The 14,326-nt window shown below is 69.6% G+C and carries 14 protein-coding genes; 8 read left to right on the top strand and 6 right to left on the bottom strand.

The window, feature by feature from the left end; translation table 11 throughout:
* Window positions 1-242 precede the first annotated feature (242 nt).
* Window positions 243-1,322 (bottom strand): histidinol-phosphate transaminase, encoded by a 1,080-nt coding sequence (gene hisC / locus ACZ607_RS26490; RefSeq protein ID WP_469738458.1) that lies wholly within the window; start codon window positions 1,320-1,322, stop codon window positions 243-245.
* A gap of 403 nt (window positions 1,323-1,725) precedes the next feature.
* On the opposite strand from hisC, the gene ACZ607_RS26485 reads away from it, so the two are divergent.
* From ACZ607_RS26485 to ACZ607_RS26475, 3 genes are all read left to right on the top strand, one after another.
* Window positions 1,726-2,838, top strand: a complete 1,113-nt coding sequence (locus tag ACZ607_RS26485) for a LacI family DNA-binding transcriptional regulator (RefSeq protein WP_469738456.1) — start codon at window positions 1,726-1,728, stop codon at window positions 2,836-2,838.
* A gap of 174 nt (window positions 2,839-3,012) precedes the next feature.
* On the top strand, window positions 3,013-4,068 hold the full coding sequence (locus tag ACZ607_RS26480) for a metallophosphoesterase (RefSeq protein ID WP_469738454.1): 1,056 nt from the start codon (window positions 3,013-3,015) through the stop codon (window positions 4,066-4,068).
* 181 nt (window positions 4,069-4,249) lie between these two features.
* Window positions 4,250-5,071: a hypothetical protein gene (locus ACZ607_RS26475; protein ID WP_469738450.1), complete on the top strand. Its 822-nt coding sequence runs from the start codon at window positions 4,250-4,252 to the stop codon at window positions 5,069-5,071.
* Between the two features lie 118 nt (window positions 5,072-5,189).
* On the opposite strand, the gene thiC is transcribed toward ACZ607_RS26475, so the two are convergent.
* On the bottom strand, window positions 5,190-7,028 hold the full coding sequence (thiC, locus tag ACZ607_RS26470) for a phosphomethylpyrimidine synthase ThiC (RefSeq protein WP_469738448.1): 1,839 nt from the start codon (window positions 7,026-7,028) through the stop codon (window positions 5,190-5,192).
* 197 nt (window positions 7,029-7,225) lie between these two features.
* Here thiC and ACZ607_RS26465 point away from each other — a divergent pair, with 197 nt between their 5' ends.
* On the top strand, window positions 7,226-8,581 hold the full coding sequence (locus ACZ607_RS26465; protein ID WP_469738446.1) for a YibE/F family protein: 1,356 nt from the start codon (window positions 7,226-7,228) through the stop codon (window positions 8,579-8,581).
* 62 nt (window positions 8,582-8,643) lie between these two features.
* Here the strand turns inward: ACZ607_RS26465 and ACZ607_RS26460 are convergent, their stop codons facing one another.
* The 4 genes from ACZ607_RS26460 to ACZ607_RS26445 form a co-directional block, all read right to left on the bottom strand.
* A complete protein-coding gene (locus ACZ607_RS26460; RefSeq protein WP_030123081.1) occupies window positions 8,644-9,081 on the bottom strand; it encodes an SsgA family sporulation/cell division regulator in 438 nt (145 codons plus the stop codon).
* A 101-nt stretch (window positions 9,082-9,182) separates the two neighbouring features.
* Window positions 9,183-9,950, bottom strand: a complete 768-nt coding sequence (locus ACZ607_RS26455; protein WP_469738444.1) for an IclR family transcriptional regulator — start codon at window positions 9,948-9,950, stop codon at window positions 9,183-9,185.
* A gap of 289 nt (window positions 9,951-10,239) precedes the next feature.
* Entirely contained in the window at window positions 10,240-10,449 is a 210-nt protein-coding gene (locus ACZ607_RS26450) for a DUF5326 family protein (protein WP_099173639.1), read from the bottom strand.
* Window positions 10,450-10,609: 160 nt separating this feature from the next.
* Window positions 10,610-10,927: a cupin domain-containing protein gene (locus tag ACZ607_RS26445; protein ID WP_469738442.1), complete on the bottom strand. Its 318-nt coding sequence runs from the start codon at window positions 10,925-10,927 to the stop codon at window positions 10,610-10,612.
* A gap of 78 nt (window positions 10,928-11,005) precedes the next feature.
* On the opposite strand from ACZ607_RS26445, the gene ACZ607_RS26440 reads away from it, so the two are divergent.
* The 4 genes from ACZ607_RS26440 to ACZ607_RS26425 all read left to right on the top strand — a co-directional run bounded on the left by ACZ607_RS26440 (window position 11,006) and on the right by ACZ607_RS26425 (window position 14,272).
* Window positions 11,006-11,383 carry a phage holin family protein gene (locus ACZ607_RS26440; protein ID WP_099173236.1) on the top strand — a complete coding sequence of 126 codons (378 nt, stop codon included), beginning with the start codon at window positions 11,006-11,008 and terminating at the stop codon, window positions 11,381-11,383.
* Window positions 11,384-11,447: 64 nt separating this feature from the next.
* Window positions 11,448-12,572 (top strand): cystathionine gamma-lyase, encoded by a 1,125-nt coding sequence (locus ACZ607_RS26435; protein WP_469738440.1) that lies wholly within the window; start codon window positions 11,448-11,450, stop codon window positions 12,570-12,572.
* A gap of 271 nt (window positions 12,573-12,843) precedes the next feature.
* On the top strand, window positions 12,844-13,740 hold the full coding sequence (locus ACZ607_RS26430) for a LysR family transcriptional regulator (RefSeq protein WP_469738438.1): 897 nt from the start codon (window positions 12,844-12,846) through the stop codon (window positions 13,738-13,740).
* A 52-nt stretch (window positions 13,741-13,792) separates the two neighbouring features.
* Window positions 13,793-14,272: an NUDIX domain-containing protein gene (locus tag ACZ607_RS26425; protein WP_469738436.1), complete on the top strand. Its 480-nt coding sequence runs from the start codon at window positions 13,793-13,795 to the stop codon at window positions 14,270-14,272.
* Window positions 14,273-14,326: the final 54 nt, after the last annotated feature.

The following is a 14,326-nucleotide window of genomic DNA, read 5'->3' as shown; positions in this document are numbered from 1 at the left end:
ACCCGATCACGGGAGGAAACGGGATGCGCTTGTGAACGCGTTCACATTCACAAGCAATTATGGCGCACATGCCTTCGAGCCCATCGAGTGGGGGGTGCTTTCCGGCCGACCCGGCCGAGCCACCCGAAACCGGACAGGCCTCCGGGCACGGGCGGGGGCCGTCGGAGCAGGGAGAACACGGCGGCCCCGGACCTCGGTCGCCGAGGTCCGGGGCCGCCGGAGGTCCGGGAGCAGTCGTGCGGCTACCGCTCCTGGCGGAAGGATTCCGCCACCTTCAGGAACACGTCGTTGGCCTCGGCCTCCCCGATCGTGACCCGCACCCCCTCGCCGGCGAACGGCCGGACGACCACACCCGCCCGCTCACAGACCCCGGCGAATTCGAGCGTGCGGTCCCCCAGCCGCAGCCAGACGAAGTTCGCCTGGGACTCCGGAACGGTCCAGCCCTGCCGCACGAGCCCGTCGTACACCCGGGACCGCTCGACGACCAGCGATCCGACCCGCCCGAGCAGCTCGTCCTCGGCACGCAGCGAGGCGACCGCAGCGTCCTGCGCGACCTGGCTGACACCGAAGGGCACGGCCGTCTTGCGCAGCGCGGCCGCCACGGGCTCGTGCGCCACCGCGAAGCCGACCCGCAGGCCCGCGAGGCCGTACGCCTTGGAGAAGGTCCGCAGCACCGCGACATTGGGCCGCTCACGGTAGATCTCGATGCCGTCCGGCACGTCGGCGTCCCGGATGAACTCCTTGTACGCCTCGTCGAGCACGACCAGGACATCGTCCGGGACGCGGTCGAGGAACCGCTCGAGCTCGGCCCGGCGCACCACCGTGCCGGTCGGGTTGTTGGGGTTGCAGACGAAGATCATCCGCGTGCGGTCGGTGACCGCGCCGGCCATGGCGTCGAGGTCGTGCACCTCGCCGTCGGTCAGCGGAACCTTGACCGACGTGGCGCCGCTGACCTGCGTGATGATCGGGTACGCCTCGAACGAGCGCCAGGCATAGATGACCTCGTCACCCGGGCCCGAGGTGGCCTGGAGCAGCTGCTGGGCGACACCGACCGAGCCCGTGCCGGTGGCCAGGTGGGAGACCGGCACGGCGAACCGGTCGGCCAGCTCGTTCATCAGGCCGGTACAGGCCATGTCCGGGTACCGGTTGAAGCTCGCGGCCGCGGCCAGGGCGGACTCCATGACGCCGGGCAGCGGGGGATACGGGTTCTCGTTGGAGGACAGCTTGAAGGCCACCGGTCCCTCCGCGGACGCCGGCTTGCCCGGCACATACGCAGGGACGCCGTCCAGCTCGGCGCGCAGCTTGGGGCTCGTCTCGCTCACCGCAGGTCCTCCTCGACCGTCCGTACAGTTCAATACTGCTCACCTTATGAGGATTGGGCACCCGTGCGAACGGCCAGGACCCGAAATCGCCCGCCCCGGCGGGAAACGCCTGCCGCTCACGGCGACGGAAGGCCCCGAGAGGGGGGAGCGCTGCGGATCCCGCCGCGCGCCGGTCGCTCACTCCGTGGCGCGCATCCCTCGAACAGGTGAGTTGAGACCTCTTCGAGACATGGGCCATTCAGCAGGTTCCTGCGGCTCGACGCATGACACATCACTCCCGACAGGACCAACGCCCTTGCATCACAAGGCATTTAACAGTTTATGATCATGCAGAAACGTGCCTGTCGACGTGGGCATATGCGACCGGCCTGACCAGGCGTCAGAGCCCTACTATCGGCTCGCCATGACAGCAGCAGGGAAGCACCAGGTAAGCCGGACAGAGACGCCCCGCCGCAGCGGCCGGTCGGGACGGGCGGGGATCCGGGACGTCGCCGCGGCGGCCGGGGTCTCCATCACGACCGTGTCCGACGCCCTCAACGGCAAGGGCAGGCTCCCGGACGCCACCCGCCGCCATGTCCGCGAGGTCGCCGAACGGCTGGGTTACCGCCCGTCCGCGGCGGCCCGAACCCTCCGTACCGGCAAGTCGGGGCTCATCGGCCTGACCGTGACCACGTACGGGGATGAACCTTTCACCTTCACCGAGTTCGCGTACTTCGCGGAGATGGCGAGAGCCGCCACATCGGCCGCGCTCGCCCGTGGCTACGCCCTCGTGATCCTCCCGGCCACCTCCCGGCACGACGTGTGGTCCAACGTCGCGCTGGACGGAACGGTGGTCATCGACCCCTCCGACCAGGACCCGGTGGTCACCGAACTCGTGCGCCAGGGCCTGCCCGTCGTCTCCGACGGCCGCCCGGCGGGCACGCTCCCGGTCACGGCCTGGGTCGACAACGATCACCGGGCGGCCGTCCTCGACCTCCTGGACCACCTCGCGGCCGCCGGAGCGCGCCGGATCGGTCTGCTCACCGGCACCACCACCGACACGTACACACGGCTCTCGACCACCGCCTACCTCCACTGGTGCGAGCGGGTCGGCCAGGATCCGGTCTACGAGTCCTACCCGGCCCACGACCCCTGCGCGGGCGCCGTCGCGGCCGACCGCCTCCTCGCCCGTCCCGACCGCCCCGACGCCGTCTACGGGCTCTTCGACCCCAACGGCACGGATCTGCTCGCCGCCGCCCGGCGCTACGGCCTGCGGGTCCCCGAGGACCTTCTGCTGGTCTGCTGCAGCGAGTCCACGGTGTACGCGTCCACCGAGCCGCCGATCACCACGCTCTCGCTGAAGCCGCGCAGAATCGGCACGGCGGTCATCCAGCTCCTCATCGACGCCATCGAAGGGGTCGAACACGACGGTCCGGTGGAGCAGGTGATACCGACGGAGCTCATCGTCCGGACGTCCTCGCAACGGCGTCCGCCACGCACCACGGTCAGCGCTCCGCGATCACCGGCCGGGGACTGATCGGATTAATCCGGACCAAACGGCCGATGGACCGGATGCTCGCACGGATTCACCACCCCTGGTGCGTCACACAGCACGATCCGCATTCCTATGATGGGCGCACGACACCGCGGACCACCTCTACCAGGCAGGGCCCGTCAGGTGTACGGAGGCGCGACGGTGGTGGAGGGGTCGATGACTCAGGGGGCCGGTCAGGAACCCGTGGTGCGGACAGCGACGTTGCGTGACTTCCGCGTACCGCCGTATGCGCAGGTGCCGATGCCCGCGCCTCTGCCGCACCCCGGCAACGCCGCGCCGGGCGGCGAACCGCCGGAGGGGTACACCCCCACCGAGCGCGATCTTCCGGTGATCAACCGCGGCGACACCGTCCAGGTGGAAGCGGTGCCGGAGCCCCGGCCCGCCGCCGGGTCCGGCCGAGGGCCGCTGTACGTCGTCGGCGACGTCCACGGCTACCTGGACGAGCTCCTGGCCGCCCTGCGCGAGCAGGGCCTCGTCGACGCCGACGGCCGGTGGGCCGCGGGCAACGCCAGGCTCTGGTTCCTCGGCGACTTCACCGACCGCGGTCCGGACGGCATCGGGGTCATCGACCTCGTCATGCGCCTCTCCGCGGAGGCCGCGGCCGCCGGCGGGTACTGCAAGGCCCTCATGGGCAACCACGAGCTGCTGCTGCTCGGCGCGAAGAGGTTCGGCGACACCCCGGTGAACTCCGGCGCGGGAACCGCGACCTTCCAGGCCGCCTGGCTGCTCAACGGCGGCCAGAAGACGGACATGGAGCGGCTCCAGGACGTCCATCTCCAGTGGATGGCCCGGCTCGACGCCGTCGTCGAGGAGGACGGGCATCTGCTGATGCACTCCGACACGACCGCCTACCTCGACTACGGATCCACCATCGAGGACGTCAACGACACGGTGCACGCCATTCTGACGCGGAACGACGCCGACGAGTGCTGGGACCTCTTCCGCAAGCTCACCAAGCGGTTCGCCTTCCGCGACGAGGGCGCACAGGCCGTCCGCGAACTGATGACGACGTACGGCGGACAGCGCGTCGTCCACGGTCACAGCCCCATTCCGTACCTGCTCGGCGAGGTCGGATCGGAGGAGGGTGAGGACGTGGCACGGCCCGTGGTGGACGGTCCGCACGTCTACGCGGAGGGGCTCGCCATCGCCATGGACGGCGGGGTGACCATGGCCGGAAAGCTGTTGGTGGTCCAACTCCCCCTGCATGACTGACCTTCGCCGGGGAAGACGCATCACGACCCGACACCGTCAGCGGCTGGGCCTATTTCCGGAAACACCCTGTCACGCCGTGCCGTAGGCGCTCTACCATCGGCGTACCAGTCGCAGGCTCTCCTCCGTTTCCGCCCGATCGCCCGGCCCGTACGGTCGGTCAGGCCCTACGGAGCATCGGGGGATGCACATGAAAAGCGCTCCGCACCTGCTGGCCGAGGACCGCCCCGAGTACGAGCGGATCCTTGCCGACGCGCTGCGTCATGCTCACGAACGACCGGATCTGGACGGAGTCGGCGACCGTCTCAACGCGGAACAGCTGCGGACGATGGCTCTCAACGCCACGCCCCTGATCACCGCGGCGGCGGCCACCGAGTACGACCACTACGTGAAGGTCCGCGGCGAGCTGCGCGGGCCGGGGGACCCGGACGCCGAGACCTCCGTCCTCGCGCCCGTGGCCGAGCCCGACCCGGCGGGCGCGGGCACCCTCGCGGTGATCGCCGTGCTGGCGCCCGTCCTCGCGGGCACGGCCGCGCTGATATTCCTGGTGGTCGGCTACCCCCTGAAGGCGCTCAACCCCGCCCCGGCCTTCGCCGGGACCATGGTCGCCGCCGGGTGGTTCTTCGCGGCCGTCGCCGCCGCCGCCATCCTCGTCGCCGCAGTGGGGCTCCTCGTCACCGCCCTGCGCAACGGAGCCACGGCGCTCCCGGCGGTGGACGAGGAGGAAGAACTCCCGGAGGACGTGGCGCGCGCCCGGGAGGCCTGGCGCCACGCCCTGCTGGAGCGCGGCATTCTGCCCTTCCTCCGCGACGCGCTGGCCGACCCGACCGCCGGCCCCGCCTCACGGACGCCGCACCGGTCGGCCGACCGCATCCCGAAGATCGGCTACAGCAGGCCGGACTTCTCCGGTCCCGAGGACGGCCCCTCGGCCGGTCCGCGCCCGACCTTCACCAGCCCCGACTTCACCAGCCCGGACTTCGGCGGCCCGGATCACCGGCCGGAGTGATCCCGGCAGCACGGATTCCGGCCCCCGCACGCGAAACGGCGGAGGCCGGACCGGCTGCCTGCCGGTCCGGCCTCCGCCGTGGCGGGGCCTCTCCGGAGCCCCCGCCACGGCCGCCCGGTCAGTCCGCCAGCGGCAGGTACACGCGGTTGCCGCTCGCCGCGAACTCCCTGGACTTCTCGGCCATCCCCGCCTCGATCTCGGCCTGCTCGTCCCCGTGTTCACGCCGGATGTCGTGGGAGATCTTCATCGAGCAGAACTTCGGGCCGCACATCGAGCAGAAGTGAGCCGTCTTCGCCGGCTCGGCCGGCAGCGTCTCGTCATGGAACTCCCGCGCGGTGTCGGGGTCGAGCGCCAGGTTGAACTGGTCCTCCCAGCGGAACTCGAACCGGGCGTCCGACAGGGCGTCGTCCCACTCCTGCGCCCCCGGGTGCCCCTTGGCGAGATCCGCCGCGTGCGCCGCGATCTTGTACGTGATGACCCCGGTCTTCACGTCGTCACGGTTGGGCAGCCCCAGGTGCTCCTTGGGCGTGACGTAACAGAGCATCGCCGTCCCCCACCAGGCGATCATCGCCGCGCCGATACCCGAGGTGATGTGGTCGTACGCGGGCGCGACGTCCGTGGTGAGGGGGCCCAGCGTGTAGAACGGCGCCTCCTCGCAGATCTCCTGCTGGAGGTCGATGTTCTCCTTGATCTTGTGCATCGGGACGTGCCCCGGGCCCTCGATCATCGTCTGCACCCCGAACCGCTTGGCGACGGTGTTGAGCTCGCCCAGCGTCCTGAGCTCGGCGAACTGCGCCTCGTCGTTGGCGTCGGCGATGGATCCGGGGCGCAGCCCGTCACCGAGCGAGTACGTCACGTCGTACGCCGCGAGGATCTCGCAGAGCTCCTCGAAGCGCTCGTACAGGAACGACTCCTTGTGGTGGGCCAGGCACCACGCCGCCATGATGGACCCGCCGCGCGAGACGATGCCGGTCTTGCGGCGGGCCGTCAGCGGGACGTACGGCAGCCGGACCCCGGCGTGCACCGTCATGTAGTCGACGCCCTGTTCGGCCTGCTCGATGACCGTGTCCTTGTAGATCTCCCAGGTCAGCTCCTCCGCCCGGCCGTCGACCTTCTCGAGTGCCTGGTAGAGGGGGACGGTGCCGATCGGCACGGGGGAGTTGCGCAGGACCCACTCTCGGGTGGTGTGGATGTTGCGGCCGGTGGAGAGGTCCATGACCGTGTCGGCGCCCCACTTGGTGGCCCAGGTCATCTTGTCCACCTCCTCCTCGATGGACGAGGTGACCGCGGAGTTGCCGATGTTGGCGTTGACCTTCACCAGGAACCGCTTGCCGATGATCATCGGCTCGATCTCCGGATGGTTGACGTTGGCCGGCAGCACGGCCCTGCCCGCGGCGATCTCCTCGCGCACGACCTCGGGTTCGACGTTCTCCCGGATCGCGACGTACTCCATCTCCGGGGTGATCTCCCCCCGGCGGGCGTACGCGAGCTGGGTGACGGGCCGGCCGTCACGGCTCCGGCGGGGCTGCCGCGGGCGGCCGGGGAAGACCGCGTCCAGATTGCGCAGACCACCCCGTGGCGACGTGTGCTTGAGCCCGTCGTCCTCGGGGCGCGCGGGACGGCCCGCGTACTCCTCGGTGTCGCCGCGGGCGATGATCCAGTTCTCCCGGAGCGGGGCGAGCCCCCGGCGTACATCGGTGTCGGTGGTGGGATCGGTGTACGGCCCCGACGTGTCGTACAGCGTCACGTCCTTGCCGTTGGTGAGGTGCACCTGACGGACCGGCACCCGGAGATCAGGGCGTGAGCCCTGGACATACCCCTTGTGCCAGCCGATGGACTTCCCGGCCTCGTCGCTCCCCGCGCCGCCGTCGACGGCGGTGTCCGCGGTGTCCGTCGCGAGGTGCGCGTTCGGCGCGTTCCGCGTCGAGGCAGGCGTGCGTGCGTCCGCTGTGGTCATGAGACCTACTCCCTACGCCGGCATTACCCGGTAACAGGTTCGGCGGTCGGCGCAGCGTGTCCCGTACGGATGTACGGAGGTCAGCGCCCTCTCAGCCCGGTGCTCCGAGCTCCCGCGTGTACAGATGTGCCTCCACGCTAACCTCCGTTCTGGCGTGCTGGCCAGAGGGCCTCCCTCGTTCTTGGGATGATCGGCGGGTGACGTCCCCCGGAAGCGCCCCCGAACCCACCGGTCCCGCATCAGGCAGCACGCAGAGTCATGCGCACGGCCACACCCACAGCCACGGACCGGCCGCACCCGTGTCCAAGCATCTGCGCAAGGTCATCGCGGCCGTGCTGATCCCCTTCGCCACCGCGGTCCTGGTGGGCCTCGCGGTGCTCTGGCCAGGAGGCGCCCCCGCCCACGAGCGCACAGGTGTCGGCTTCGACCGGCAGACCCAGGACGGACGGGTCACGAAGGTCGTGTCGGTCGACTGCGCGGACGTCAACGCCTCCCAGGTGCCGGCGACTGGAGACACCTCGACGCCGTCGGGGCGGGAGGCCGTCAACGAGCAGACGGGGCAGTGCAAGAAGGCCACGGTCGAAGTCACCACGGGTGAGGACAAGGGCCGTACGTTCGTCGAGGTCGTCCAGCCGGACGCCCCGCGGCAACTGCGCGAGGGCCAGGGGGTGGTCGTGGCGTACGCCCCCGACGCGCCCCGGGACCTGCAGTATTCGGTGACCGACGTGGACCGCTCGTTCCCGATGGCCCTGCTCGCCGGGATCTTCGCCCTCGCGGTCGTCGTCGTGGGCAGGCTGCGCGGACTGATGGCGCTGATCGCTCTCGCCGTCTCCTTCGCCGTACTGACGCTGTTCATCCTGCCGGCGATCCTCCAGGGCTCGAACCCCCTGGTCGTCGCGGTGATCGGGGCCAGCGCCATCATGCTGATCGCCCTCTACATGTGCCACGGGCTGACGGCCCGCACCTCCGTGGCCGTCATCGGCACACTCATCTCGCTGCTGCTGATCGGGCTGTTGGGCTCGCTCTTCATCGGCTGGGCCAGCCTGTCCGGGAACACGGACGACAACACCGGCCTGATCCACGGGCTGTACCCGGACATCGACATGAGCGGCCTGCTGCTCGCCGGTGTGATCATCGGTTCGCTCGGTGTGCTCGACGATGTGACCGTGACCCAGACATCAGCGGTCTGGGAGCTGCACCAGGCCGACCCGACGATGAGCGCACGACAGCTCTACCGGGCGGGTATCCGCATCGGGCGCGACCACATCGCCTCGGTCGTCAACACACTCGTCCTCGCCTACGCGGGCGCGGCGCTTCCCCTGCTGCTGCTGTTCTCGATCGCGCAGAGCAGTGTGGGCACGGTGGCCAACAGCGAGCTGGTCGCCGAGGAGATCGTCCGCACGCTGGTCGGATCGATCGGGCTGGTCGCCTCGGTGCCGGTGACGACGGCGCTCGCGGCCCTGGTGGTCTCCGCGGACCGTACGGGGCTCGGCGCGGAAGCCGGAGCTCCTGCACCCGCACGGACCGGGAGGGGACGCCGCCGCAAGGCGTGAACCGGGGCACCGGACACATGGCCCCGGGCTCCCGGTGATCGGTGTTCAGCCGGATCTTCTGTTCAGCCGGCGTTCTGTTCCTTGGCGAGGATGCGGCCCAGCGCCTCTTCCAGATTGCCGTCGAAGTCACCCAGCGTGTGCTCCTGTCCCAACGGCACCAGCTTGTCCGTCCGGTCGAGAAATGCCACCAGAGGCGCGGTGCCGGCCCTGAAGAGCGCCCGGTCCGCGCCGACCTGAAGCCGGATGTGTACATCCGACAGCCCTTCGGGCTCGATCGGGCCGATGTGCACATCGCCGTCACCGCTGGGGCTGTTGAGGCCGTCGAGCAGCAGCTCACGGCCGAATGCCCAGGTGACGGGGGCGTCACCCGGCAGGTGGAAGGTCATCCGGATCGCATACGGATCACTGACCTCGTACCGGAGCTCCACCGGAATACGGAAGGAGAGCTCCTCGGAGACGAGGAAGCTCATCATGACCTCTGCTTGAACCGACTCGCGCATCGTTCAACCCCGCAGTAGATGAAACTGGCCAGGAATGATCCCCCATGGCCCTATTGACGCCATCGTGATGCACGCGATAGCAGATCACAAGGAGTGATTTTTCAGATACTGATAGAGAACACGAACGAGCGCAAGAGAGTGGTCACTTCGCAGCGTAGTTGTTCGACTGCGGGGAGCAACCGTTCTTCTTGGTGGAGGGGGAGAGATACAGCCATGGCCGCGACGGCGGAACCGACAGTGATCGGAATGGCCGCGCAGACCGTCCCCAGGGCGTACTCCTGCCGCTCGACGACGGGTTCCGTGTGCTTCATCGTTCTCAGTCGGTCGAGCAGCGCCTGGCGGTCCCTGACGGAGTAACGCGTCAGCGGACGGACGGGGTGCCGGTCCAGGTGGTCCTCGCGCGCACGCTCGTCCAACTGCCCGAGAAGACACTGCCCGAGGGCGTGGGCATGGCCCGTCTCACGGAAGGAAGCCCATTCGTGGACCGCGGGAACGGCGGGGATGTCGGCGACGGCGACCATCTCGATCTCGCCGTCCTTGTACAGGGCGCAGTACACGGGGGCGCCGATGGCGTCGGCCCAGTGGGCGAGCGATTCGACGATCACACCGGGACGCGGCGTCGCCGGGCCCCCGCCCAGGCGTTCGGCCGCGGCCCCGAACAGGAAGACGCCGTTCTCCCTGCGGAGATATCCCTCATGGGTCAGGGTCCGCAACAGGTGATAGGCGGTGGGGAGGGGAAGCCCGGCCTCCCGGGCGAGCTGCTTGGCCGGTGCCCCGTCCCGATGGGTGCCCACAGCCTCCATAAGTCTCAACGCCCGCTGAACCGAACCGATCAACGTCGGGACAGCGGTACGCGATGCCGTGGTCACAGGTCACCCCCAGGCATGGTGACGGGCTCTCAGCCCTCCCGCGGGGGCCGCCCCCACGGGCCCGCCGCGAGCCTGGGGTCCGGAGACCGGACGGTCGCACAAACCACTGGGCAGGATGGTGACGGGCCGTCATTTCCCAGCTGGCGGCAGCGGTACGCCACTGTATCGGCACGTTCTGTCACGAGTAAGGTTTCGACTGCGACTTAGCTCAGCTGGGCTAATCGCCGGAACTCGCGGCCCGTCACGCGGACTCCGGGCACCACGGGCACCCGGCATCCGCCCGGTCGCTCTACCAGTCGCTGCGCTCCGACGAGGACATGAACTTCCGTACGACGAAGATCAGACCGCCCACGAGCACGACGAACACCAACGCCTTGAACAGCAGTCCGATGACGAACCCGACCACGCTGGCGATCAGGCCGCCGAACACGACGATCGCGATGAGCGGCACCGCGACCCACTTCACCCACCAGGGCATCCCCGCGAAAATCTCCCGCACCGCCATCGCCGTTACCTCGTCTCTGTGAGTTCCTGCTTCGATGCTAGAGGCGCGGAACGGCCGACGGGGGCCCGGGAGCCCTTGTAGTCCCCTGAGCGATCCCCTAGGGAACCCGGGGTCCGCCGGGGCCCGGCGCGGGTGGAAACCCTGGGAGGGCCGGTCAGCCCTCGGGCGGGGAGAAGACCACCATCACCCTGAGGTCCTCGGTGATGTGGTGGAACTTGTGGGCGGTCCCCGCCGGTACGTAGACGACGCTCCCCCGCCCGACCTGGGTGGTCTCGGTGCCGACCGTGATCGAGGCCCGGCCGCTCACGACGAAGTACACCTCGTCCTGCTGGTGCGGCTGCTGGGGGTCGAGAGCGCCGGCGTCCAGGGCGTACAGGCCGACGGACATGTTGCGTTCCCGGACGAACTGCAGATACGCACCGTCGTTGGCGGCACGTTCCGCCTCCAGCTCGTCCAGTCTGAATGCCTTCATCGTCCGTCCGCCCCTCGCACCCGTGCCGGTCAGTACCGCCGGTGTTCCCCACCGATCATGTCTGCCACGATCAGACACATGAAGAATTTCGTAGTCAAGACGATCGCCAACGCGGGTGCGCTGGCGGTGGCCATCTGGTTGCTCCAGGACATCACGCTCACCGGGGACAGCACCGGGCGCAAGGTGCTCACACTGATCGTGGTGGCGCTGCTCTTCGGTCTGGTGAACTTCATCGTCAAGCCGGTGGTGAAGCTGCTCACACTCCCCCTGTTCATCCTGACCCTCGGGCTGATCACCCTGGTGGTGAACGCCCTGATGCTGATGCTGACCTCCTGGCTGGCCGGCGTCATCGATGTGAGCTTCCACGTGGAGGGCTTCTGGACGGCAGTCCTGGGCGGCCTCATCATCTCCGTCGTGTCCTGGGCGCTCAATGTGGTGCTCCCCGACGAGGACTGATCCGTCCCTCGATGACACAGTGCGGAACGGACCGGTGCACGCCGGGGAGAGACGAGGAGACGACATGAGCACCATGGGCGACGGAACACGGGCCGTACGGGCGGGACTGCCCGAACCCGAGCAGTACGAACCCACCCTTCCCGGTCCGGTCTTCGCCGCGCACTTCCATCTGTCGGGCGAACCGGTCGGCCCCTATACGTACGGGCGGGAGACGAACCCGACCTGGACCCACCTGGAGCGCGCCATCGGCGAGCTTGAGGCACCGGGGGAGCAGGTCACGACCACGGTCTTCGCCTCCGGGATGGCCGCCATCTCGGCCGTACTGCTCTCCCAGGCACGCACCGGCGACGCCGTGGTGCTGCCCGACGACGGCTACCAGGCCCTTCCGCTCCTGCGGGAGCAGCTGGAGGCGTACGGCGTCGAGGTGCGGACCGCCCCGACCGGCGGGGACGCCCAGCTCGCCCTGCTCGACGGGGCGAAGCTGCTGTGGATCGAGACCCCCTCCAACCCGGGCCTCGACGTCTGTGACGTCCGCAGGCTCGTGGAGGCCGCGCACGCCAAGGGGGTCCTGGTCGCGGTCGACAACACCCTGGCCACTCCGATCGGTCAGCGCCCCCTGGAGCTGGGAGCGGACTTCTCGGTGGCCAGCGACACCAAGGGCATGACCGGGCACGGGGACATCCTGCTCGGCCATGTCAGCTGCCTGGACCCGGAGCTCGGCGCCGGTGTGCGCCGCTGGCGCAAGGTGGTCGGTGCCATTCCCGGTCCCATGGAGGCCTGGCTCGCGCACCGTTCGCTGGCGACACTGCAGCTCCGGATCGACCGCCAGTGCACGACCGCGCTGGCGCTGGCCGAGGCCCTGTCCAAGCGTGCGGACGTGGCGGGGCTCCGTTATCCGGGGCTGCCCGGCGACCCCTCGTACCCGACGGCCGTCCGGCAGATGCGGCGCTTCGGCTCCGTGGTCTCGTTCGTGCTGGCGGACAAGGACACCGCCGAGCGCTTCCTGGACGGGCTGCGCCTGGTCGACGACGCGACGAGCTTCGGAGGAGTGCGGTCCACGGCCGAGCGCCGGGCCCGCTGGGGCGGGGACGCGGTGCCGGAGGGCTTCGTCCGGTTCTCCGTCGGCGCCGAGGACCCCGAGGATCTGCTGGCGGACGTGGAACGCGCGCTGGACGCGGCCGCGCGCTGAGTCCTCCCCCTCGGTCCTGGCAGGACCGGTCCGGGACAGGCGTCCCCGTCGACCGGACCGGTCCCGCCCGGGACGAGCGGCCCGAGCCTCCCCCCTCGTGACTCGGACCGCCCCGGTTCCTGCGCCGAGAACCGCCTGGACAAGGCTAGTTGACTGTGCGTCAGTGTCCAATCACAGTAGCGACAGAGACCTATCGACATATTTATAGTTGAGGCGGTTGCAAAGGGCGGTGCGGGACGGCGCCACGTCCGCGAGGGGGAGGGGGCGAACGATGGACCTGGCCCTGCTGCGCACGTTCGTCACGGTGCACCGGGCCGGATCGTTCACCCGGGCCGCCGCCCTGCTCGGACTCTCCCAGCCCGCCGTCACCTCGCAGATACGCACTCTGGAGCGGCAACTGGGCCGGCCGCTCTTCCTGCGCAGGGCCCGTGGGGTGACCCCGACCACCGTCGGCGACGAGCTCGCCCAGCGGGCCGCCCCGCATCTGGACGCGCTGGTCGACATCGTCGAGGTGGGGCTCGACGAGGAGTCGGGGACGAGGACCCTGCACCTGGCCGGCCCCCCGGAGTTCACCTCGCTGCGGGCGCTGCCCGCCCTGACCCCGCTGGTCTCCCAGGGTCTCGCACTGCGCAGCAGCTTCGTCGCGAAGACCGAGGAGACCCTCGACGGGTTGTCCGCCGGACATCATGATCTGGCCATCACCACCGCCCGTCCCCGGGGCGGGCTGCTGACGTCGACCACCCTCTGCGACGAGGAGCACGTCCTGGTCGCCTCGCCTCGCTGGGCAGGGCGTCTGGGGCCCGGGGCGCTGCGGCACAAGGGCTCGGTCCTGCTGGAGCAGTTACCGGTGGTCGAGGTGCACGAGAGCCTCCCGCTGGTCTCCCGCTACTGGGCGTCGGTCTTCGACAGCCGGCCCGCCGCGTCCGCCGCCGTCATCGCACCCGATCTCCGCACGGTTCTGGGGTGCGCGGCAGCGGGCGCCGGCCTGGCCGTGCTGCCGCGCTATCTCTGCGAGGGTGCGCTGGAACGGGGTGAGGTCGTGGCCCTGCTGGACCCTCCGATCCCCCCGCTGCGCACGTATTTCCTGGTGGCGCGGACCGGCACACTCGGCCTTCCGCACATCGCGCGGGCACACGAGTGGCTGGTGCGCGCTGCCGTGGACTGGTGACCGGTCGGCCGACAGGAGTTTCAGATCGGGTTTCCTGGGCCACTCTCTTGCCATGACCGAACGCCCGGTGGTCAAGCGCACAGCACGCGCCGTCCTGCTCGACGGCGATGACCTCATCCTGATCAAGCGCACCAAGCCCGGCGTCGACCCGTACTGGCTCACGCCCGGTGGGGGCGTCGAGCCGGAGGACGCCAGCGTCGTCGACGCACTGCACCGCGAGATCGACGAGGAGCTCGGCGCCAAGATCGTCGATATCGTGCCCTGCTTCGTCGACACCGTCGAACACATCGCGGGCGGTGGCGTCAAAGGCGTGAAGGTGCAGCACTTCTTCGTCTGCCATCTGGCTTCGATGGATCCCTCGCGTCGGCACGGCCCCGAGATCGACGAACCCTGCGGGGAGTACGAGATCGTCCGGGTGCCCTTCAGCCGCGTCGGAATCGCGGCCGTACACCTCGTTCCCCTGTCCCTCCGGCACTATCTGGACGCCAACATCGAGGGTGTACGGGCGCTGCACGCACCCGATCTGGGCTGAGCCCCAGGACCGCGACGGGCTCAGCGGGTTCACGGTCAGGAGTACGGCACCTAC

The organism is Streptomyces sp. NPDC104381 (assembly GCF_055583745.1).
The sequence above is the reverse complement of the archived record's forward strand: the minus strand, read 5'-3'. Positions and strand labels throughout refer to the sequence as shown.

Bases quoted from the DNA above. Each gene is read 5' to 3' on its own strand.
- ACZ607_RS26485 (WP_469738456.1), top strand. From the start codon at position 1,726: ATGACAGCAGCAGGGAAGCACCAGGTAAGCCGGACAGAGACGCCCCGC.
- ACZ607_RS26480 (WP_469738454.1), top strand. From the start codon at position 3,013: ATGACTCAGGGGGCCGGTCAGGAACCCGTGGTGCGGACAGCGACGTTG.
- ACZ607_RS26475 (WP_469738450.1), top strand. From the start codon at position 4,250: ATGCACATGAAAAGCGCTCCGCACCTGCTGGCCGAGGACCGCCCCGAG.
- thiC (WP_469738448.1), bottom strand. From the start codon at position 7,028: ATGACCACAGCGGACGCACGCACGCCTGCCTCGACGCGGAACGCGCCG.
- ACZ607_RS26460 (WP_030123081.1), bottom strand. From the start codon at position 9,081: ATGCGCGAGTCGGTTCAAGCAGAGGTCATGATGAGCTTCCTCGTCTCC.
- ACZ607_RS26445 (WP_469738442.1), bottom strand. From the start codon at position 10,927: ATGAAGGCATTCAGACTGGACGAGCTGGAGGCGGAACGTGCCGCCAAC.
- ACZ607_RS26440 (WP_099173236.1), top strand. From the start codon at position 11,006: ATGAAGAATTTCGTAGTCAAGACGATCGCCAACGCGGGTGCGCTGGCG.
- ACZ607_RS26435 (WP_469738440.1), top strand. From the start codon at position 11,448: ATGAGCACCATGGGCGACGGAACACGGGCCGTACGGGCGGGACTGCCC.
- ACZ607_RS26430 (WP_469738438.1), top strand. From the start codon at position 12,844: ATGGACCTGGCCCTGCTGCGCACGTTCGTCACGGTGCACCGGGCCGGA.
- ACZ607_RS26425 (WP_469738436.1), top strand. From the start codon at position 13,793: ATGACCGAACGCCCGGTGGTCAAGCGCACAGCACGCGCCGTCCTGCTC.